The sequence below is a fragment of the Pseudoalteromonas sp. SR45-4 genome (assembly GCF_014163535.1).
GTDB lineage: Bacteria > Pseudomonadota > Gammaproteobacteria > Enterobacterales > Alteromonadaceae > Pseudoalteromonas > Pseudoalteromonas nigrifaciens.
This window is the reverse complement of record NZ_JACJDO010000008.1, coordinates 51,295-72,624: the sequence shown is the minus strand read 5'-3', so window position 1 is coordinate 72,624 and position 21,330 is coordinate 51,295. Positions and strand designations below refer to the sequence as shown.

General features: G+C 38.1%; 19 protein-coding genes and 1 other RNA gene. 14 read left to right on the top strand and 6 right to left on the bottom strand.

The genetic code is table 11. The features are described 5' to 3' along the window. Positions 1-9: 9 nt before the first annotated feature. Positions 10-1,215 carry an acetyl-CoA C-acyltransferase gene (locus tag H5058_RS05710; RefSeq protein ID WP_182677268.1) on the bottom strand — a complete coding sequence of 402 codons (1,206 nt, stop codon included), beginning with the start codon at positions 1,213-1,215 and terminating at the stop codon, positions 10-12. A 1,160-nt stretch (positions 1,216-2,375) separates the two neighbouring features. On the opposite strand from H5058_RS05710, the gene H5058_RS05705 reads away from it, so the two are divergent. Genes H5058_RS05705 through H5058_RS05680 form a run of 6 tightly spaced genes read left to right on the top strand, consistent with a single transcriptional unit; the run spans position 2,376 to position 8,106 of the window. Beyond that, the gene (locus H5058_RS05705) at positions 2,376-2,846 is read left to right on the top strand and encodes a hypothetical protein (RefSeq protein ID WP_182677266.1); all 471 of its coding nucleotides are present in this window, start codon (positions 2,376-2,378) and stop codon (positions 2,844-2,846) included. 51 nt (positions 2,847-2,897) lie between these two features. Next, on the top strand, positions 2,898-3,374 hold the full coding sequence (locus tag H5058_RS05700; protein WP_089368583.1) for a hypothetical protein: 477 nt from the start codon (positions 2,898-2,900) through the stop codon (positions 3,372-3,374). 56 nt (positions 3,375-3,430) lie between these two features. After that, positions 3,431-4,129 (top strand): molecular chaperone, encoded by a 699-nt coding sequence (locus H5058_RS05695; RefSeq protein ID WP_179807442.1) that lies wholly within the window; start codon positions 3,431-3,433, stop codon positions 4,127-4,129. After that, positions 4,129-4,854 carry a hypothetical protein gene (locus tag H5058_RS05690; RefSeq protein WP_041454511.1) on the top strand — a complete coding sequence of 242 codons (726 nt, stop codon included), beginning with the start codon at positions 4,129-4,131 and terminating at the stop codon, positions 4,852-4,854. The genes H5058_RS05695 and H5058_RS05690 overlap by 1 nt, the downstream gene beginning before the upstream one ends. Positions 4,855-4,859: 5 nt before the next feature. Continuing rightward, positions 4,860-7,265: a fimbria/pilus outer membrane usher protein gene (locus H5058_RS05685; protein WP_182677264.1), complete on the top strand. Its 2,406-nt coding sequence runs from the start codon at positions 4,860-4,862 to the stop codon at positions 7,263-7,265. Next, complete coding sequence (locus tag H5058_RS05680; protein WP_182677262.1) at positions 7,255-8,106, top strand: hypothetical protein; 852 nt, start codon at positions 7,255-7,257, stop codon at positions 8,104-8,106. Before H5058_RS05685 ends, H5058_RS05680 begins: the two co-directional genes overlap by 11 nt. Here H5058_RS05680 and H5058_RS05675 read toward each other — a convergent pair. Beyond that, on the bottom strand, positions 8,096-8,686 hold the full coding sequence (locus H5058_RS05675; RefSeq protein WP_182677260.1) for a LuxR C-terminal-related transcriptional regulator: 591 nt from the start codon (positions 8,684-8,686) through the stop codon (positions 8,096-8,098). The two genes, H5058_RS05680 and H5058_RS05675, sit on opposite strands and share 11 nt — an antisense overlap. A 385-nt stretch (positions 8,687-9,071) precedes the next feature. On the opposite strand from H5058_RS05675, the gene H5058_RS05670 reads away from it, so the two are divergent. After that, positions 9,072-11,258, top strand: a complete 2,187-nt coding sequence (locus H5058_RS05670) for a TonB-dependent receptor (protein WP_011328776.1) — start codon at positions 9,072-9,074, stop codon at positions 11,256-11,258. A 73-nt stretch (positions 11,259-11,331) separates the two neighbouring features. Here the strand turns inward: H5058_RS05670 and H5058_RS05665 are convergent, their stop codons facing one another. After that, positions 11,332-11,697: a hypothetical protein gene (locus H5058_RS05665; RefSeq protein WP_058373827.1), complete on the bottom strand. Its 366-nt coding sequence runs from the start codon at positions 11,695-11,697 to the stop codon at positions 11,332-11,334. A 194-nt stretch (positions 11,698-11,891) separates the two neighbouring features. Next, positions 11,892-13,094: an aromatic amino acid transport family protein gene (locus H5058_RS05660; RefSeq protein WP_182677258.1), complete on the bottom strand. Its 1,203-nt coding sequence runs from the start codon at positions 13,092-13,094 to the stop codon at positions 11,892-11,894. Positions 13,095-13,314: 220 nt separating this feature from the next. Here H5058_RS05660 and H5058_RS05655 point away from each other — a divergent pair, with 220 nt between their 5' ends. Then, a complete protein-coding gene (locus H5058_RS05655; RefSeq protein ID WP_182677256.1) occupies positions 13,315-14,205 on the top strand; it encodes a DMT family transporter in 891 nt (296 codons plus the stop codon). Positions 14,206-14,215: 10 nt separating this feature from the next. On the opposite strand, the gene H5058_RS05650 is transcribed toward H5058_RS05655, so the two are convergent. Further along, on the bottom strand, positions 14,216-15,094 hold the full coding sequence (locus H5058_RS05650; protein ID WP_182677254.1) for an OmpA family protein: 879 nt from the start codon (positions 15,092-15,094) through the stop codon (positions 14,216-14,218). Between the two features lie 207 nt (positions 15,095-15,301). Between H5058_RS05650 and rnt the strand changes: the two genes are divergently transcribed. Beyond that, positions 15,302-16,000, top strand: a complete 699-nt coding sequence (gene rnt / locus H5058_RS05645) for a ribonuclease T (protein WP_011328771.1) — start codon at positions 15,302-15,304, stop codon at positions 15,998-16,000. On the opposite strand, the gene H5058_RS05640 is transcribed toward rnt, so the two are convergent. Beyond that, positions 15,984-17,609 carry a DUF342 domain-containing protein gene (locus H5058_RS05640; protein ID WP_182677252.1) on the bottom strand — a complete coding sequence of 542 codons (1,626 nt, stop codon included), beginning with the start codon at positions 17,607-17,609 and terminating at the stop codon, positions 15,984-15,986. The genes rnt and H5058_RS05640 overlap by 17 nt on opposite strands. Before the next feature lie 270 nt (positions 17,610-17,879). Between H5058_RS05640 and ssrA the strand changes: the two genes are divergently transcribed. The 5 genes from ssrA to H5058_RS05615 all read left to right on the top strand — a co-directional run bounded on the left by ssrA (position 17,880) and on the right by H5058_RS05615 (position 21,042). Beyond that, positions 17,880-18,236, top strand: a transfer-messenger RNA (tmRNA) gene (gene ssrA, locus H5058_RS05635). Between the two features lie 175 nt (positions 18,237-18,411). Then, complete coding sequence (locus tag H5058_RS05630; RefSeq protein WP_182677250.1) at positions 18,412-19,647, top strand: integrase domain-containing protein; 1,236 nt, start codon at positions 18,412-18,414, stop codon at positions 19,645-19,647. Between the two features lie 7 nt (positions 19,648-19,654). Then, entirely contained in the window at positions 19,655-20,347 is a 693-nt protein-coding gene (locus H5058_RS05625) for a hypothetical protein (RefSeq protein ID WP_182677247.1), read from the top strand. A gap of 130 nt (positions 20,348-20,477) precedes the next feature. Next, positions 20,478-20,747, top strand: a complete 270-nt coding sequence (locus H5058_RS05620) for an AlpA family transcriptional regulator (protein WP_182677245.1) — start codon at positions 20,478-20,480, stop codon at positions 20,745-20,747. Next, on the top strand, positions 20,737-21,042 hold the full coding sequence (locus tag H5058_RS05615) for a hypothetical protein (RefSeq protein ID WP_182677243.1): 306 nt from the start codon (positions 20,737-20,739) through the stop codon (positions 21,040-21,042). The genes H5058_RS05620 and H5058_RS05615 overlap by 11 nt, the downstream gene beginning before the upstream one ends. Positions 21,043-21,330 lie beyond the last annotated feature (288 nt).

Sequence of the window (21,330 nt, the reverse complement as noted above, 5' to 3'; positions counted from 1 at the left end):
AAGGTTGCCTTACAGGCATACCTCAAATAAACCCGCAGCACCCATGCCACCGCCAATACACATGCTCACCACAACATATTTAACACCGCGACGCTTGCCTTCAATAAGGGCATGGCCCACCATACGCGCACCACTCATACCAAAGGGATGGCCAATGGCGATAGCGCCGCCATTAACGTTAAGTTTATTGTTATCAATACCTAGGTAGTCGCGCGAATAAATAAGCTGACACGCAAACGCTTCGTTAATTTCCCACAAACCAATATCATCAATTGATAAACCATGTTGTTTTAATAGCTTAGGAATAGCATACACAGGGCCAATACCCATTTCATCGGGATCGCAACCTGCAACCGCCATACCACGAAACACACCCATTGGCGCTAAGCCTTTTTGCGCCGCTAATTGTGAGTCCATTACCACGCAGGCTGATGCGCCATCAGATAACTGACTTGCATTACCTGCTGTAATAAATTCACCTTGTGAAATAACGCGACCATCTTTCCACACCGGTTCTAAGCTTTGTAGGCTCTCAATAGTTGTAGAAGGGCGGTTGCCTTCATCTTTAGCTAGTAATACGTCCTCAAAGGTCACTTCTTTGGTTTCGCGGTTAAATACTGATTTAGTAGATGCCATTGGCACAATTTCGTCATCAAACAGGTTGTTTTTTTGCGCCGCAGCAATACGCAGTTGCGACTGTAAGCTGTACTCATCTTGCGCTAAACGTGAAATGTTGTAGCGCTTAGCAACCACTTCAGCCGTTTCGATCATCTGCATATAGGCATGCTCTGAATGCGACAGTACTTTTTTTGAAATATTACGATAAGTATTTTTGTGTTTGTTTTGCACCATAGAAATAGATTCAACGCCACCGGCAACCACAATATCCATTGAACCAAGCATAATATTTTGCGCCGCAAAACCTATACTCATTAATCCAGACGAACACTGACGGTCAAGAGTCATACCCGGCACGCTATTAGGTAGGCCTGCAGCGGTCGCTGTTAAACGGCCCAAGTTATAGCCTTGAGTACCTTGCTGCGCTGCACAACCAATGATCACATCATCAACCTCAGCACCATCAATACCCGCGCGTTTAACGGCTTGCTCAACTGCATGACCTGATAATGCAGGCGCTTCGGTATCGTTAAAGGCACCACGAAAGGCTTTGCCCATAGGCGTTCTGGCGGTAGAAACTATAACTGCTTCGCGCATGATTATTCCTTTTTTATTTTGAAGTGCAAAGGCACTCTTACGGTTAAATTTTAGCTAGGTAATAATGCTGAGTTGCTGCAATAACACGTGTGTATTGGTTAAATTAGTCAGATTAATTGCAATTATTACCACGGGTAAAAATAGAGTTTTCCATATCTACATTAACCCTTATCGCGTCACTGTGAACATCGACCATTTGAGGTAGGCAATAACTAATTAGTAAAATAAAGAGAATTAGTTATTGGTTTGTACTGCTTATTAATTCGCTTATTGGGCGAGTTTAGCTTTAATAGTGATGAGTAAAGCAAGACAATATTTGCCGCGGATTTTAGAAAGGGAAACAGTTACAAACGGAATTGATTTTAATGAATTTACGTTGTGGTTCCTGCAATTTATTGAAAGTAGTTAGGGTATATTGACCGTTCATGGTTGAACCTTTTTCACTCTAGGGGGCTTTAATCGCGGTGCGAGATTTGTAACCTAGTATTCTCGGTAACTGTTTTTTCCTTATTCTACTAGCTTAAAACCAAGTAAAAATAAGTAAAAACGAGCAAAGCTTCCGCCGCTCACCTATACCCATGTAGATAAAAATAGTTCATCACCCTTGGCAAAACTACTCGATCAGCGTGTGTTTGGCATTTATACGTCGATATCACCTAGTATGTGGGAAATAACGACATTACATAGGCTCTGTCTAACCTAAAAGCCAAGCAAATTGCTAAAAATTAAACCTTAGATGGTAAACAGGCTCTAATTAAAAAGAATTTTTTAAGTGGGAAAGTTGCTTTTTATTAATTAAACAGACTAAAAAACCACACGTAATGAATAAAAAATGAACGAGGTATTTAATTATGTTTAGCTAACAAAGTTTATAAAAGTTATTAGGATCAAATAAAGACAATTTATTTTTTGTTTACCTAGTTTTACGTTGTTTATAAATTATAAACACATATTTTACACACCATTAAAACGGTTTTTAATTTATGGGTCGTTGAGGCTTGTGAATTGTTTAGTACGTATATTTATAAAAACTAAGTACTAATACTATTACATTTAATTGCAGGGTTGTTTGATAAGTAAGCAAATGAAAACTCACTAAACCGTTATTTTATCTTAAGATTAAATCGTCTTACCGAAGTTGCTCAAAGGAAATGGCAATAATGAAAAAATATCTAGGTTATTTATTATGTTGCTTTGCATGTAATGCATATAGCAACGATGAAGTAGCACTTACTTTAGTTGGATACATTTCACCTAAATGTGAGTTTACGGCAGCAGATAAAAACTTAATTATTTCTTCAGATGGCTTCGCTAATACAGAGTTAGCAATTAATTGTAACTCACCTATGCGGGTATCTATGCTGTCAGAAAACGGTGGTTTGCGCCACCAGCATGGTGCTCACTTAAATGCTTATAACGTTAACTTGTCAATTGCAGATGCTAATCAAAGTATGTCTGTTTCGTCACAGACCTTAACAGTATCACAAACAGTGAATGTTGATAAAATTTTATTTAACAGTGTAGCAAAACTACAGTTAGAGCTAGTAGACCCTTTAATTTATGCAGGAAATTACCAGGATGTTATTCGCATAGAAATGACGCCATCTGCAGTCTCTGGTGGCGTGCGGTAAACCATTAATTATTAAACATAAACATATGTCACATGGAAAAGGAATATAACAATGAAAAAGTTAATCGTATTATCAGCAATCGCAGCACTTACATCAGGTGCAGCACTAGCAGACAGCATAAACTTAGGCGCGGCTGTACAGTCTGTGTGTGGAGTTAGTAACACAGAGACTGTTAAATATTTCCCAGCTCTAGCTCTAGGTAATAGTGCTACAGTTAATTTTAATCTTCAGTGTAATGATGTAGACGGCGCAACAATATCGCTAACAACTTCTGAAGGGCATTTACAAAATTCAGATAATGAAGATATGGGCGTTGGTTATACTGCAGCATTAAGTGCAGGTCCATTTGCGTTTACTTTAACTGCAGATGATGGTGCTAATGATCAGTCAGCATCTCAAAGCCAAGCAGGCACAGCTGCACTTGCTGCAGGTGGTCTAGCGGGTACAATTTTAGTTACTGTTACACAAACACCTACATGGTCAGGGACGTATGCAGATACGCTTACATTAGGTATAACAGCTAATTAATTCGTCACTTTAAAAGGCAGTTTTTAACTGCCTTTTTATTATTTAGAGGGAATTTTATGCGTTTATTTATAATTTTTATTTTATTTACAGCTTCTTACTCGGCATTGTCTTTTCAAGTACAACCTATGGTTGCAGAGGTACAACCTATGGGGAGCCAATCGCAACAAACAATACGCATAGCAAATACATCAGTAAATCCTTTAACTATTGAAATTACAGCATATGATTTATTAATAACGGATCAAGGAGATGAGTCGTTACGTGAAAATGAAGATGACTTTTTAATTATACCTATGACAACTATTATTCCTGCAGGAAAAAGCCAGTCAGTTATTGTTAGGTATATTGGTGAGCCTGTACTTTCCGCTTCAAAAGCTTATCGTTTAATGATTGATCAAGTAAAAGTTAATTTACAAGATGATAATACATCAGGTGTTGGTATGAGCTTGAGCTTTAGAACGTTACTTAATGTGGTTCCGCAAGGAGCAGAAGCCAAGTTAATGATTAAAAGTAAAGCACAAGCAGCAACTGGTGAGTGGAAAGTATTATTAGAAAATACCGGCAATAAATATATTCGCTTATCGCAAGCACAGTGGGTAATTAAGGGTAATAATGAAAAATTTGTGCTTGAAGGAGAAAGCTTAAGTAAAGCGTTAAGTGGAAAGCTGCTTTTACCTAACTCAAGTCGAGAAGTAACAATAAAAATACCAGCGCAATTTAATGCAGAGCAAAGTGAGTTAGAGGTGCTGTTTTAATGTGTAGGCTGCTGAATTATTACTTATTATTATTTGTAATGTTAGCTTTGCCCGCCTACGCTTTAGAAGTAACGCCCATGGTAGTTACTTTTTCACCAAATGGCGTGTCAAATGGTGCATCTAGTTTAATACATAACCAGTTACCACGTGATATTGCCTTTGATATACAGGTATACGAAATTCAATTTACACAAGATGAACCACAATTAGTGCCGTTAGAAGATTCGCCATTGTGGGTGTTTCCGCCGTCATTATTGCTACAAGCAGGGCAAAGTCAGCGTATTCAATTTAGATGGCTAGATAAAGTACTGCCAACCACAGATAAAAGTTACCAAGTTAGCTTGATTGAGCAACCATTAAACGCTCATTTAGCAGACAAAGCATCGCAATTGACCATGCTGCTTAATGTGAACTTAATTGTGCATGTAGATCAACCACAGTTAACAGCAGATTTAGCCGTTGGAGAGTCTCATATTGAGGGAACAGACATTATGGTAAATATAATAAATAAAGGCCCAGGTGCGAGTCGATTAAGTGATTATGAGATCAAGTTAACTGATGAAAGTTCTGGAGTATTAATAGAGCGCATTTTAAAGCAGCAATTAAAGGCACAAGGGTATGACGTGTTTTTTGCACCTAATAGTAGCCACTATATAAAAATACCTAAACCAAAATCGATAAAAGAGGATAGTTTTAAAAGCTTACGCTTAGAATTGATGAGGTAATAAATATGCGTATATTTATTTGTTTATTATTAATTGTATTCACTCAAGTAAGCCTAGCAAAAATAAATCCATCTAACCGAACCATTGAGCTAAGTGTTGAGGCTGAGCTTAATAAAACAGATATTGGCAGAGTAACACTTGCTGTGGAGCCAGGTGATAATTTATTACTTAAGTGGAACGAAGTTGAAACAGTATTAAAGGAAGTGTTATACCCTAAAGGCCTTGCCATATTAAAAGCTAAGGTTGTTGATGGTTTGCTTAGCAAGCAAGCATTAGAAAAGTTTGGCTTTGTGGTTAACTTTGACCTAAGCGATTTTAGTTTAAAAATAAATGCCCCTCTTAATTTAACCCGCCCGCAAACATTAAGTTTAAAATCAGACTCTAGGCGACTAAAAGCTTCAGAAGTGGCTAATTTAAGTGGCTTTGTTAACCTGTATTCTAGCTACTTATATCAACAAAATAACAATACAGATACGACAGACAAACAGCTAGCCTTTCGTGCTGAAATGGTGATGAATTGGGGGGGCTGGGTAGTAGAAAATGAACTTGAGTATTTATCAGATGTTGAGGCAACATCATCAAATGTTAAACGTTTAGGCACACGCTTAGTGCATGACTTACCGTTAAAAGGCATGCGTGTATCAATAGGCGATAACTACAGCTCAGGAAGTTACTTTCAATCTACATCACGTATTTTGGGGATTTCACTTGCTCATGACTTCTCGCTAGTATCCGATAGGCCAATAAGACCCAGTGCCTCTAGAAGCTTTACTTTAGAAAGCCCATCTTCTGTAGAAGTATTGGTTGACGATAGGATTGTAAAGCGATTAAATTTAACTGCAGGCATATATTCATTAGATGATATACCGTTGAATGAGGGAAGTAATAATATAAGTTTGCGGATCACTGATATTGCAGGGGTAGTACGATACGTTAATTTTGATGTAACCACGGGCTTAGATTTATTTGCAGAGGGACAGCTAGAATATGAGATTCATATTGGAGTGCCATCGACATTAACCGATCAGCTAAATTACGATAATGACAGCCCATTGATAAGTACCTATCTTGATTATGGGGTATCGCCTAGTTGGACTATTGGCTTTACAGCGCAGGCAGATGAATTTATACAACAAGCAGGCTTTAAAAGTATTTATGCTGCCAATATTGGCCAATTTGCATTTGAAAATGCAGTGAGTTTTGGCGACGAAACAGGACACGCTTACCGATTGGTATATAGTAGCTTTACAGACAGAAGTGAATTACCACAAGATATTAGTTTTGGTTATGAGTACTCTACTGAAAACTTCCGTGCTGTAGGCTATCGACCTGATCTACAAGGTAGTGCTCGACTACGAGAACACTTTATTCAGGCAAACTATAGCTTTTTTAATAGCCCTACTTTACGTACTTCTTTTTTTGCCAACCTATCAAGAGCACATAATGAAGCTCAGTTTGATAAATCAGTAGGGTTAAGTTTATCTGGTGATTTAAGTAACAACCGTTGGCGTTATAGCCTAGGCGCTCAATGGGATGAAATAGCAGATAATGCAGAGTGGGGAATTAGGCTCTCTTTAACCTATAAGTTTAGTAATGATCGACGTTTAAAGTTATCTCACCAATCACGTAGAAACAAAACACGTTTAGAGTATACCCAAGATGCTAATCAACGTTATGTAGGTGCCTTTAGTTTAAGAACGGGAATTGAACATAATGACCAAAATGAAGCATTATTTGACTTAAACACACAATATAATGGCAACCGGTTCTTAGCTAGTTTAGACCATGCTAGCTTTTATGAGCAATTAAATGCAAGTTCAGCTTATCATCAAAGTCGGGTTAGTTTTGCATCCAGCGTAGCATTTGCAGAAGATGATTGGGCAATAGGTAAGCCTATATACGACAGCTTTGCTTTAATTAAACCCCACTCGAGCCTAAAAGATAAAAAAATAACCTTGGGCCAATACAAAGATCAATACAGAGCAAACAATGCAGATTTTGATACTATTTTATTACATGATATTAGCTCATACGATAATTCGGCTATTTCAGTAGATGTAGAAGATTTGGAGCCTGGGTATGATATTGGGGCGGGTTTAGTGGTGTTTTTCCCATCTTATCGCAGTGGGTATAGTGTAATGATTGGTACTGCTGCAAATATATCGGTTATCGCCACTTTACTAGATCAACAACAACAGCCGTTAGCATTACAAGTGGGTGTTGCTGTATGTTCAGATAATACTGAAAAAGAACATAAGTTTTTTACAAATAAATCGGGTCGTTTTGCATTAACTGGGCTTACCCCTTGTAGCTATGAAGTGACATTAAATAATAGCGAAAAATCGCAATTTATTTTAGATGTAAAAGAAGGTGAGCAACTACAAAGAAAAGGAAAGATTTATGTACACTAAACAAACGGTTACCTTTATTAGCGGCTTAGCTTTATTACTTTTACCTTATATTAGCTACGCACAGTGTGATGCAAGGTTAAATAATATTGACCACTTATTTGATGACTTTGATCAGTACCATGCATTACAAAAAGTAGATGCAAAAAAGCAGCTGCGCATTAATGTAATAAATGACGAACAGTGCCAGCTACATATTATACTAACCAGTGAAAACCAAGCGCAGCTAAAAGGCGCTTTTCAAAGTATTGCTTATCAATTTCGCAGCGATACTCAGCAATTAGTCAGCTCATCAATTAGTCGTTTACAACTAGTAGAGTCAGCGGCTGAAGTTGAACTTTTGATCCCATCGGGTACACCGGTAAAGGCAGGGTTATACACAGATAGATTGCAAATAAAACTTTATGATCAAAATAATCAGCTGCTCGATGAGCGTCAACTTGACATTGAAACAGATATTGCCCCAAGAACCAGCCTGTCGGTGCTTGGTTATAATACTTTTGCAAATACCATTAACTTAGGAGAGTTAATACCTCTGCAAGAATACGCTATGTTACCTAGCCTGCAAGTAGTGACTAATTCAGATGTTCGGCTGCGTGTTAGCTCTGATAATAAAGGTAAGTTAGTGCACAGTATGTATCAGCAACAATATGCGATAGATTATAATTTAGATTTGGCGGGTAATTGGTTAGTATTGAGTCAAGATACAAATAAAACGTTTTCATACGCTGGGCAAACTGTGTTTTTATTGCCACTTAAAATACAGTTAGCTGACTTTAAAGAGCAAGCCGCTGGTGAGTATACAGATACTATAAGGTTTCAAATTAGCCCACTTAACTATTAACTTTGTTTAAGTTTTTTTGACACCATGCAAGTGCTTGCTGCTTATTTTTAACGGCGATTTTTTGATACACCTTATGTAAATGAACTCGCACAGTTGCTTCGCTGATAAACAGGCTATCGGCAATCGCACTGGAGTGCATTCCTGAAAACAGTAAGTTTAAAACTTTAATTTCTTTACAGGTAAGATTATTCGACTGCAGAGTTGTTTGTTGCTCGCTAGCCAGCATTTGCCTCATCCAACAATCGGTAACCGCGCGAGGAAACCAAAGTTCTCCCTTATTAATCGCTTCTAACCCTTGGTGAAAAAGAGCTTCGTCTGTATTAGCATAAAATAAGCCCTTTAAGTTAGGCCATTCTTTTAATGGAATAACATCACTGTCTTTAGGCACGTCAAAAATAACAAGCCCTTGGTGCTCATTTTTTAACATAAACTGATTAATTAGTTCATAGTTAGTGATAACGTTAAGTGCTTGATAATTTACCAGCAGTATATTGTATTGTGTCGCCACACAAAATAAAGAAGTATACCCGGAAGTATCTAAACACTTTATCTGTTTATTCGTTACATTTTCAATTGCCATAAATTTATTCCATATACTTAAGTATTAATACTATATTCCTAAGTTCAGTTAATATCAACGGCGGAATAATGTACAAATTGTTTGTTGTTTAACTTAAATCGCTTATTTAATTGTAGTATACGCAATAGGCTCTGTGGGTTTATTTACCTCTTCATTTTAATAATTTAAGGTGAATAGCGTTTTACTGAATAACTTTTAGCGAGGAGTTGTGGCGCGGCAGGGTTTTTATTAATAAAATATTAGAAAATGATACATATCATCTTGTTTATATCATATAATTTACATCCAGAGGAAAGATGCTACAACGCATCTTTTTTTATGCCTACAATTTATATTTTATAAAAATATAACGCATAACAAAACCTATACCCTTTGGAGATTATTTTTGAAATTACGCAACCTCTCACCGTTAAGCTTAGCAATTATTGCTGCACTCACTACCTCAGTAAATGCAGAAGAAACCAAAACAACAGCAAAGCAAGACGCATTTGAAAAAATAGAAGTAACCGCTCGTAAACGTACAGAAAGCTTATTTGAGTCTCCAACCGCAATTACATCAATTGGTGCAAACCTCATTGATAAAGCCAATATGAGTAATTTAGAAGATATTGGTAAGTATGTACCTAATTTAAATATTACTCGTTATGGCGTGGGTAACTCTGCACATGCATCTGTGTTTATTCGCGGTATAGGCCTTCAAGATCATGTTATTACTACCGATCCTGGTGTTGGGGTTTACTTAGATGGTGTGTATTTAGGCCGTCAAATGGGGTCAAATTTATCGCTACCGAATGTTGAGCGTGTAGAAGTATTACGTGGCCCTCAAGGTACTTTATATGGCCGTAATACTTTAGGTGGCGCGGTTAATGTAATAACCAAGCAACCAGGTGATGAAGGCATTTTAACAACGACTGCAAAAGTGGGTAGCCGCGGTCGTGTAGCAGGCGATATTTACTTTAATAACGCATTAACTGATGATTTGAGTATGTCGGCAAGTGCGTCTTACAAGCAGCGTGATGGGGTGGGTACAGCAGTTAATTTAGCTAACCCAGAAAAGGAAATTGGTGAAGAGCAAGAGTTTAGTGGCCGTGTTGCATTTAAATACCAAGCAACTAGCGACCTTGCATTTACTTTTTCTTTAGATGGCGTTGATAACGAATCGGGCCAATCGCCTTATACAATTGAGCTTACCGCACCACTTGATCCAAATGATCAGAACAATGGCGATTTCCCATTATTAACACCAGATTTAATTCCGGCAAATCCAGATGATTTAGGCACAACCGTTGCGGGTATTGAATCAACTTCTTACTCAGGTTGGGGTACTTCATTTGCTGCTGATTGGGCAATTAACGACACTTATACAAGTAAGTTTATCTCAAGCTACCGTACCTCTGAGTATGAAGGTGGTTTAGATGATGATGCATCAGCGCTTAATTTATCTGAGTTTCCAGAGCAAGGTGGTGCTGATCAATACTCATTTGAAGTTCAGTTAAACGCAACGTTTGACAACATGGACTTTGTATCTGGCTTGTACTTCTTTAATGAAGATGGCTTTACCCGTTCAGAAGACTTTGTATTTAGCCCATACAATACGCCAGACAGTTTTGGTTTCTTCGAAATAAATCAAGAAACCAACTCTTATGCTGCTTACTTTAATGCCGGCTACGATTTAACCGACGATTTAAGCATTGGTGGTGGCCTGCGCTACTCAAAAGATAAAAAAGAAGCGAATGCGATTTTTCCATCTTTTGCCGAACGTAAATATGTATCTGCAGACTTTGATGCTGTGACATGGGATATAAATGCTTCGTACCAGCTTAGTAATAATATGAATGTGTATGGTCAAGTTCAAAAAGGTTACCAAACAGGTGGCTTTCCACCGCGTCCATTTGGCGGGCCTGATCAGTTTTCATCATTTGATGAAACAAAAGCAATTAACTACGAAATCGGCTTGAAAGGCCAAGTACACGAAAATGTATCTATGATGTTGGCTGTATTTGTAACTGACTACACAGATTTAGCGCTGCCATTTTCAGACCCTACTTCGGGCGGTGGTTTTGTAACTATCGTTGAAAATGCTGGTCAATCAAAAGCGCAAGGTATTGAGCTTGAAACAACAGTAGCCATTACTGACGACTTTACTATTCGCAGTGCAGTGGGTTACTTAGATTCAGAAATTAGTGAAGTAGCAGCAGGCGTACAAGGAATTGGTAAAGGCGATTCGCCTGCATTAACACCACGCTGGACTGTGATGATTGCGCCTTCATATTTTATGGATTTAAATAACGGTGGCACTCTGGCTTTTAATGCAAACTACTCGTACCGCAGTGAAATGCAAGGTCAGTCAGTATTTAACTATAGCGAAACAATTGATTCTCGTGAGTTAGTTGGCTTTAATATTTCTTACACTAACCCGTACGGCGATATGGAAGTAACGCTATATGGTGAAAACGTATTAAACGAAGTGTACGATGTAGGACGCCTACAACAAACTGGTTTTGTTGGCGTTATGCGCAGTAATGACCGCAGTGAATTTGGTTTAAAGTTCAAAAAAGACTTCGAGCTGTAAACTAATTTAGCTAACGCATTTAAACAAAAAAGGTAAGCCGCGGCTTACCTTTTTTAATATTAGTAGGGCAAAATTAATCTTTGTTTAGATCTTTACGTGCTTGCTCAATTTCTTCGGCAATTTCACGTGCTTTTTGTTTGGTTTTTTCGGTTAGCTCGCCTGCCGTTTCTTTACTTTTTATCCACGCATCAACAGCAACTTCTTTGCCGTCATCGTACATATCTAAACCCATTGCTTTACTTTGCTGTAATAACTGATTAAGCGACTCGTCATGTTTAATTTCGTGAGTGGTTTCTTTTACTTTAGTCCACGCTTTATCTAGCTCTTGCTGTACTTGAGCACCAGTGTCTTTAGCGTCTTCTTTGATCTCTTTGGCATCTTCACACGCGGTTAATGTAATTAAAGTGCCTAGTAATGCTAAACCTGCTAATTTGTTCATGTGTAATTTTCCATCGATATAAAATAATATTTAACACTATTATAAATAACGAAAATGAACATACCCGTAACAAGGCGATTAAATTTTAAATGAATGAATAAAAATGATTGGTCTAAGCTGTTTAAGTTGGCTAAATACTCGGGTGTAACTACGTTTTATTGAGCCCCGAGCATTGAGCTTGAGGCTTATTCGAATTAGCCAATTGCGGGTATTAATCCGGCCATTTGTAAGCCTTGGGCACTAATAATAGTTAAACCGCATAATGTCGCAATGGCTAAGCCAATATTACCGCTGCGTACTTTATAACCTGTTTTTTCTGTACTTTTACGTTGCTTATAAACCATAGCAACGGGTAAAAAAACGGCTAAAATAACTAAAGCAATAGCCGCGTAGCCAAGCGCCATAATAAATCCTTGCGGATAAAATATGGCAAAGCCAAGAGGGGGTATAAAGGTAATTAATGCCGTTTTAATTCGATCCGCTTTTGTATCTGCTTTTTTGAAAGTGTCGGCAAAAAAGTCAAACAAACCTAAACTTACACCTAAAAATGAAGTGGCCAATGCAAGATCAGCAAATAACTTAACGGCAGTGGCAACGTTTGGGTTGTGCGCTATGCTCGCCATGCTTTGTACAAAGCCACTTAAACCTTGGCTATTGAGCAAATCATTTTGATTCATAATACCCTGGCTTAATATTTGCCAAAAAATATAAATACCTAACGGTAGCGTTGCACCCGCTATCATTACTTTACGCAGTGTTTTTATTTCTAATCCTACGTATTTAACAATTGAAGGAATAGAGCCATGAAAACCAAATGAGGTAAATACCACCGGAATAGCCGAGAGTATTAAGCCTTGCTCTACTGGCATTTCAAGTAAATGTTGGCCATGTACATAAGGCGTTAACATATAAAACAGGCTGGCAAGTACCACTATTTTTATTGAAAACAGCACTCTATTAAATTTATCGACCTTACTGGTACCCAGAGTTACGACACCAGCAATTAAAACCGCCAGTAAAACAGAGGCCAGTTGCGGTGCAATACTCACGTTAAACCCCGTGTTTATGCGATCTTGAAGTTGTGCGCCACCACCAGCAATATAAGCTGCACACAAAGCGTAAAATAAAAATATCACCGAAAAGTTAGCTACATATTGCCCACGTTTGCCAAGCCAAAGTTTAGCTAAGGTATTTAGCGTCGCATCGCGAGGAGCATATTGATGGAGCTCAAGCATTAGCAGTGCAGTGTAGGTCATTAATAACCAACAACCGACAATTAATGTCAGCGCAGTACTAAACCCTAGTCCGGCTGATGCAATTGGTAAGGCCAGCATACCTGCACCTATGGTAGTACCTGCAACAATTAACATGCTACCTATTGTTTTATTTTTAAGCACTTAATGATCCTGATCAATCTTGAGAGGTACGCAAGATATAACTAGTTAACCAAAACTTAAATAGTTTTGTTATAAAAGAAATAAAATAAAGTGTAATTATCTATTTACAACTGTAATTTAAATGCATCTTTTATTAATATTAACTATTAAAAAAGTGCTTTAAGCGTATAGTTTATTTGAAGTTTTTTGAGTTTTATTGTTAATGGCTAAGGAGCGGCATGTGCCAATTAAAGTATCGTACTTTATAATGGTTCTTATATGGTCAACCACACCATTAGGTATAGTGTGGAGCAGCGATACAGTATCGCCAACATTAGCGGTTTTATTACGTATGTTGGTAGGGCTTACTTTAGGTGCTGTAATTATAGCTATTACGCGTATTAGGGTGCCGTGGAATAAAAATGCCTGCTTACTTTATTTTTACTCTAGCATAGGTATTTTTGGTGGCATGTTACTTAGTTATATGGCGGCTAAAACAGTGCCCTCAGGCATTATTTCATTAATGTTTGGCTTAGCGCCTATTTTATCGGGCTTACTTGCCCAGCAACTCCTTAACGAGCCTAAGTTTAGTGCAATTAAGCTAATCGCACTTGCATGTGCCCTAATCGGATTATATTTTGTCAGCTATAACCAAATTAAGCACTCGCAAACTCAGGGGCTTGGTTTGTTATATGTGTTTATAGCGGTGTGTTTTTTTAGTTTAAGTGGAGTGATGATCAAGCGGGTTAAAATTGCTATTCATCCTATGGCAACTACATTTGGTGCTCTGGTGTTTGTAACACCTTTATTTTTTATTGCTTGGTTGCTGCTAGACGGTGAATTAAATATACAAAATTGGAGTGCTAAATCAATATGGGCTATTGGTTATTTAGGAGTATTTGGCTCATTGTTAGGAGCGCTGGCGTATTTTCATGTATTACAAAACTTAAATGCCAGTACTGTTGCACTTACCACGCTTATTACCCCAAGTTTTGCATTAGGGCTTGGCGCATGGCTTAATAATGAACCGCTTAGCAAGGAGCTTATTAGTGGTGCGGTTATTATTTTACTAAGCTTAGGTGTGTTTCAGTTTGGCGAGCAAATAGTTAATCGAAATAAGCAAAAAATATGATGTTAAAGCATCATATTTTCGCTATTTGAATTACTAATCTACGGTTTTTGTTGCGCCCTAAAATAGTATCGTTAGTGTCTACAAAACGTTTTTCACCTAACCCATCGGTATGCACTTTAGTTTCATCAACACCTAAACTAATCATATAATCTTTAATTGCTTTAGCGCGTGTTTTAGAAAGGTCTAGGTTATTCCATCGACCGCCATAGCTATCGGTATAAGACGCTATATTAATTGACTTAATACTTGGATCATTTTTTAAGTATTCAGCAATTTTATCTAAACGTTGCTGCGAAGATTTAGTTAATTTACTGCTGTTAGACTGATAGTTCATTACCGTAAACGAAATATCTTCAAAGCTATATGGCAATAATTCATCGCGGCATTGTAAAAAGGCCCAATAGGCTTGTTTAAAATTAACCCCCGACATGCCTACGGCAATTTTATCGGCACTATTTTGCCAGTCTTGATAATAAAAAGTAGGCTGATTACCTTTTTCAAGTTCGGTGAGCATTTCCCATGCGGTTTTATTACCCAGTTCGCCGTCAAACTTTTTAAGTAACTTCATGTCAGCTATATCGCGAACTGGCGTACCGGCTCGCCATGCTGGTGGCACTGCTTTTAAGCCCGCAATAGCGTAATTATCAGGGCGAACAACCATATCTAAATTAAAAGTAAGGTCTTTGTTTTTACTTGCATTAACATTAAATATGGCTTCGCCATAATATGGAACTTCATGATTTAACTGGCATTGTAAACGAGAGGTTTTAACTACTTGCCAATTAGAGTTGTCTTGATCGGCAATGTATTGGCGCATAGCACCATAGCTGCTATAACTGCAAAGTGCGCTGGTAATACCAAGGCTAATAAATAACAACTTAAACTTCATCGGGAATTCTCCAGTAAATCAGTATTGCCAATAATTTGGCAAAATACCGTGTAATAGCACTTAATAGTAAACAATACTGAGTAAGCTCTAACTGTAAAGCAAATTACATGCCTATAGTTTTAGCTATAATTAATCAATAAATCCCCTAGCCGAAAGGCCCCCAATTTTGACATAATAGATGGCTTACACCTACAAACCAAGAAGACTATGGCAAATACTGAGCAAACACTTTTCGCAAAACGCTTTCGTGGCTTTTTTCCAGTGGTAATTGATGTTGAAACTGGCGGGTTTAATAAAGATACCGACGCTTTATTAGAAATTGCAGTATCTGTTTTAAAAATGGATGACGAAGGATTGCTTAGCATAGATCACACGGTGCACTTTCATGTAGAACCGTTTGCAGACGCTAACATTGAACAAGCGGCCATTGAGTTCAATGGTATTGATCCATTTTCAGCACTGCGCGGTGCCGTGCCTGAAGAGCATGCAATTAAAGAAATTTGCAAAGTTGTGCGCAAAGCGCAAAAAGCAGCCGGCTGCCAACGTTCAGTTGTGGTTGCGCATAATGCAGCATTCGATCATGGTTTTTTAAATGCAGCAATAGAGCGCAATAATATAAAGCGCACGCCGTTCCATCCATTTGTAAGTTTTGATACTACATCGTTAGCAGGGCTTGCTTTAGGGCAAACTGTACTTGCCAAAGCATGTAGAGCAGCGGGTATTGAATTTGATAATAGCCAAGCACACTCAGCACTTTACGATACAGAGCGTACCGCTGAGCTTTATTGTTTAATAGTGAATCGCTGGCAACAACTAGGCGGTTGGCCACTAGCGCCATTAGAAAACACCGATACTGAGTTACAAGTAGATGATATTGACAGCGATGATGCTAAAACGTCTGAGTAATTTTACCTTCGCTTAGTTTGACTAAATGGGGCGGATAAATACGCGAAAACTGCTTAGTGTCTTTTGCTATTTTAAGCTCCACACCCGGATGCATTAAATCGTTAACTTTTAAGTGGCTGGTGGCCAATAGTTGCATTATTTTATGCTTAATAAGCTGTTTTTGACGTTGTAACTGGGCAGTACGTGTTTGTATATGCTGCTCGTTAAGTTTTATTTTATCTAAATATAGTTGACGTTGTGCCGGCGCTGGGATTTTGTTGGCCTTAATTCGCGCATTTTTTAGCACAGCAGATTTATCAGCAAGCAGCTTTTCAAAGTCAAAAATTTCAGTTTGCTTTTCTCTCAGTTCAAACCAATGTTGTGCTAAAAACACCTTGGTTTTAGTTCCTGCGGGCGCACCCAGCTCACCAGTTTCAAGACGCAGTGCATCTAATATATTACCGCCAATTATTTTACCGCGCGGATTGTTCGCTTTTCCTACTCTAATTAATCGCTTAGCGCGTAAATCACAATGTAAAGCCTGGCGTTCAATAAAGAGATCTTGCGCTGTTTCTATGTGGCAATACTGCGCATATCCAACGCAAATAGTCCGCTGAGCAATTATGTGGCAACTAAATGCTTCATCAACTTCGCGCTTTCGGCCAATGGCACCTAGCATAATGGTTACTGCACCTTTACTGTGTATTGTTCCTGATTCTACAAAGCCTAAAACAGTAATGTCGCCATTCGCTTTAACATGCATACCATCTTTAATATCACCACTAATAATTACGCTACCGGTAAAGTTAATATGGCCGGTGCTTACATCTACGTTATCAAAACATAACACGTCATCCACACGCATTCCACGGGGGAGGGCAACTGGTACGCCTTTGCAATCAGCTATTAATATATTTGGGTTATTAGGATCTATTTTGGTTCCCTCAAAGGGCTGCAATTGATGCTCTTTTCCGGGCTTTGCTAAAATAATATCGCCAAATACAGTATAACCATCTTCACCTAAAGTAGCCGCAACTCGCTGCATAAGTGGCGTGCCTGGTTTTACCGTAATAATTGCCCCTAAATTTTTCATATCAACTTTACCGGCTTCCTTAGCTTGCGGGCTAAGTACGCGATCTTGTGCGGTTGAACACAAACGTACAAATTTGGCGTCAAGGCCTTTTTTAGGGTTACGGCCATGCGCAATAATTGCAGAATATTCGCTTCCTGCTGGGTGCTCAAATTGCTGTCCTAAAAAGTTATCTAATGCTTGTGGGCTTATGCCCTTACTAATACCAGCATCAAAAAGTGCTTTTTGTGCGTCTTGCATTGATAGCAATACACCACCTTTTGCCGTTTTAATCGTTGCTTCGGCTACCATATTTTTGTCATCAATATTAATAGTAATAGCGGCATTAATTGCGTGTGCAACAATTAACGATTCGCTTTGGTAATTTTTACTTTGCGTAAATAACTTACTAATATTGACAGCTATAATCTCAAAGTCACAATACTGAGATTGCTCTATCAATGTTATTAACTGTGTTGTTGTTGCTATAAAACCACTGTCTATAGGATGCTTTAATAAAGACAAGTACCCTGTTTGTTGATTAAATGAGAAAACCGACATTTATAAATTCCCTACGTAATATGCCTGTTATTATTTTATTTTTTATATAAAGATCAAAATTTGTTATTAAATAAATTTTAATCTCGTATTTGAGCACAAAGCAGAGAGTGTGTTAAGTAAATGTTATTGCTTACTCGGGTTGTTTGCATAGCTTTGCCTGTTTAATGCACAATAGTGCCTAGTAAGTAAAAATAAAGCATCGAAGGGCCTTGAGTATCAGCATATTACTCGGTTATACTAGCCGTACGCTCTGAATGAGTTACTAATTCAGGGGCTGATTAGGATTCGACGGAATTCAAGAAGCCCAAGGTGCATGTCGAGGTGCGGTTTGCCTCGTTAAACAGCCGCAACCTAAAGTAATCGCAAACGACGATAACTACTCTCTAGCGGCTTAGGCCAGCTAGCGCTCCTTCTATGTATTCTTGTGGACTAGATTTTGGAGTGTCACCCTAACACCTGATCGCGATGGAAACCCTGGCCGGGGTTGAAGCGTTAAAACTAAGCGGCCTCGCCTTTATTTACCGTGTTTGTCCGGGACTTAAAGGTTAATTAAATGACAATACTAAGCATGTAGTACCGACGGTCGAGGCTTTTCGGACGGGGGTTCAAATCCCCCCAGCTCCACCATTTCAAAGAACTAAGACGCCAGTAGGCGTCTTTTTTTTGCCTTAAATTCCCCATATAGCTCACTTTCCGCTAGGTTACGATTCCAATTAAGATTATTAATGAACAGTGACATCCAGATTTTAAAGTAGTACATTTGGTAGTACTACTTCAGTTAAAGTAAATCGGGTACTACTTTATGGCAAAAACAAAACCACTAACCAATACGGAAGTTAAGCAAGCCAAGGGAAAAGAGAAAGTATATAAACTATCTGATGGCGACGGCTTACAACTTAGAGTTAAACCTAACGGCAATAAATCTTGGTTGCTGGACTATTACAAACCTTACACAAAAAAGCGGACCAGTATTGGTTTAGGAGGGTACCCAGCTATATCTTTAGCTGATGCCCGTAAATTAAAATCAAAATTTAGAGAGTTACTGGCTAAAGACATCGATCCGAAAGAGTATAAAGATGATCATGAGCGTATACAGTTAGAGGCAGTATCAAATACCTTTAATCATGTTGCCACTAATTGGTTTGAAATCAAGAAAACACAAGTAAGTGAAAACTATGGTATTGATTTATGGCGCTCGCTAGAAAATCACTTGTTTCCTGAGCTAGGAAAGCTACCTATAAGCAAAGTAACGGCACCAAAAGTTATTGAAGTAATAAAGCCTTTAGCTGCAAAGGGGAGTTTAGAAACAGTTAAGCGCTTATGCCAAAGGTTAAATGAAATAATGACCTATGGTGTCAATACTGGGTTAATACATGCTAACCCGTTATCAGGCCTAAGAGCGGCTTTTCAAAAGCCAATCAAAGAAAACATGCCTACTATCCTACCTGAAGAACTCCCAGAGCTGATGAAGGATCTTAGCTATGCGAGTATTAAGGTCGTTACTCGTCTTTTAATCGAGTGGCAGCTACACACTATGGTTAGACCAAGCGAAGCTGCCGGTGCAACATGGCGAGAAATTAATTTTGAAAATAGGGTGTGGGAGATTCCAGCTGCTCGAATGAAGATGAAGCGAGGACATACCGTTCCACTAACAGATCAAACAATAGAGATTCTAAATAGGTTAAAGCCTATCAGTGGTCATCGAGAGCATATATTTCCTGGGGATAGAAACCCTCGAACACATCTTAATGAGCAAACAGCTAACATGGCTTTAAAGCGCATGGGGTATGAAAATCGTTTAGTAGCACATGGATTGAGATCTATCGCAAGTACTGCATTAAATCAGCATGGCTTTGAAGGTGATGTAGTTGAAGCAGCGCTAGCACATGTTGATAAAAATGAGGTAAGGCGAGCATATAACCGTGCAGATTACTTAGAGCGTAGACGAGTAATGATGAGCTGGTGGTCTGAATATATTGAGCTAGCTAAGCAAGGCAAGGTAGGGCGCTCTAATACCACCTTAAAAATAGTTGGTTGAGGTTATTATGGATAATAAAGAAATGAATATGGGAAATGATTTTAAAAATGACTTTTTTACCAAAGAGCAGCTACAGTCGTTAATTAATATACCGATTCATGACGTTATAAATGATCTTGATACTTATATTTATTATGAAGGCATAGTAAGTGAAATTCCATTTGATGAAGATCCCATAAAAGCCTATGTAATCGGGTTTATTAAACAAACTAGAAATCCTGTTACGTACTCAAATGACTATAACCAAACGCCTATATTTAGTTTCTCTTATGAATGCGGGGGCTACTGCTCTCGGCCTGATTTAAAAGGTATTGAGCATTTAGAAATAAGTAACGGTTATGATAGGCAAGTTTATTTTAATTACTCAGAATTTATTGAATTTTGTGCAAAGCTTGGTGTGCCTTTAAAAAGCAATGATAAACCTATCGGTACTCAATCAAACTCTATAGAGAACAATGAAAAACAATCTAGTAATAATGAAGTAAATATCTCAAATCGATACCCACCGGAGCTTCAATTGGCAATAGATGCATACGAACAACTTTGTGAAGGTAAAGATAATTTGCCTTTTAACAAAGAAATAGAGGCTTGGTTAAAAGAAGAAAGTAAACGCCGTGGAATTGAGCATCGAGATGGTCGCATTTTTCAGGGCATTAGCAATGTAAAAGCTGAAAGAATTGCTTCAATTATAAAATCATAATCTAAGTAATAATTAAGGGGGTTACCTAGGTTACCCCCTTAATTAATTAGTTAACCCGTCTAGCCTTACCCCCATGCTAATGGTTTTTAATGTGCCTGAATCGTTTTATAACGTCTAAAGGCAATTAATAATGAACATTAAAAGTTTTTCTAAAATCATCCGCAGACCCGAAGTTTTAAACAAAACTGGCTGGTCCAAATCCACCCTATACAACCGTATAAATGATGGTGTTTTTCCTACACCAATAAGCTTAGGTGCGCGTGCTGTTGGCTTTGTCGAAAGTGAATGTGACAAAGTAGTCCAAGCAATGATCGCAGGTTACACAGAGCAACAATTAAAAATATTAGTACAAAGTATTATTGGTAAACGTGGCATGAAGGAGTTTAGCAATGATTCGTAAAAATAAATGCTTAGAGCTAGGCTTGCCAGAGCCACACTGGAGTCAAAAGGAGACGAGTTATGTGTTGAGTGTGATAAGCCAAGGGCTAACAATAAATACTAATACGGCGCGCTATATTGGAATTGATGACCTACAAAATGTGATATATGCACTTAAACGTAAAGGCTACTTATTTACAGTAGATAATAAAGAGGTCGAATGTCCTTCAACGGGACGGTTAACAGCATTTCCGATAATGGTTTTATCGATGACAGATGAGCAGCAAGTGTCGTTTAAAAGTGAAGTTAGCTGCTGATAGGGTAACGACTAAGTGGCTTATTGATAGTGTGCTGGTGGCAAAATATGAAAGTTAAGCTATCAGCAACTTTTAAGAATAACGTTAATATCGAACCTAAAGATGTTAGTGTTTACTTACTGTATAGGATCAGCTTTGGATTTAAATAATACTTATTAAGCGCTATTTATAGGTTTTTTACCCTAAAAATAAAATAGCACCGGTATTACTGTCTATTTCACCCTAAATTAAACAGTGATAGTAACAACTAACATATAGCTAGGTAATTAATAATATCTGTAACTTATT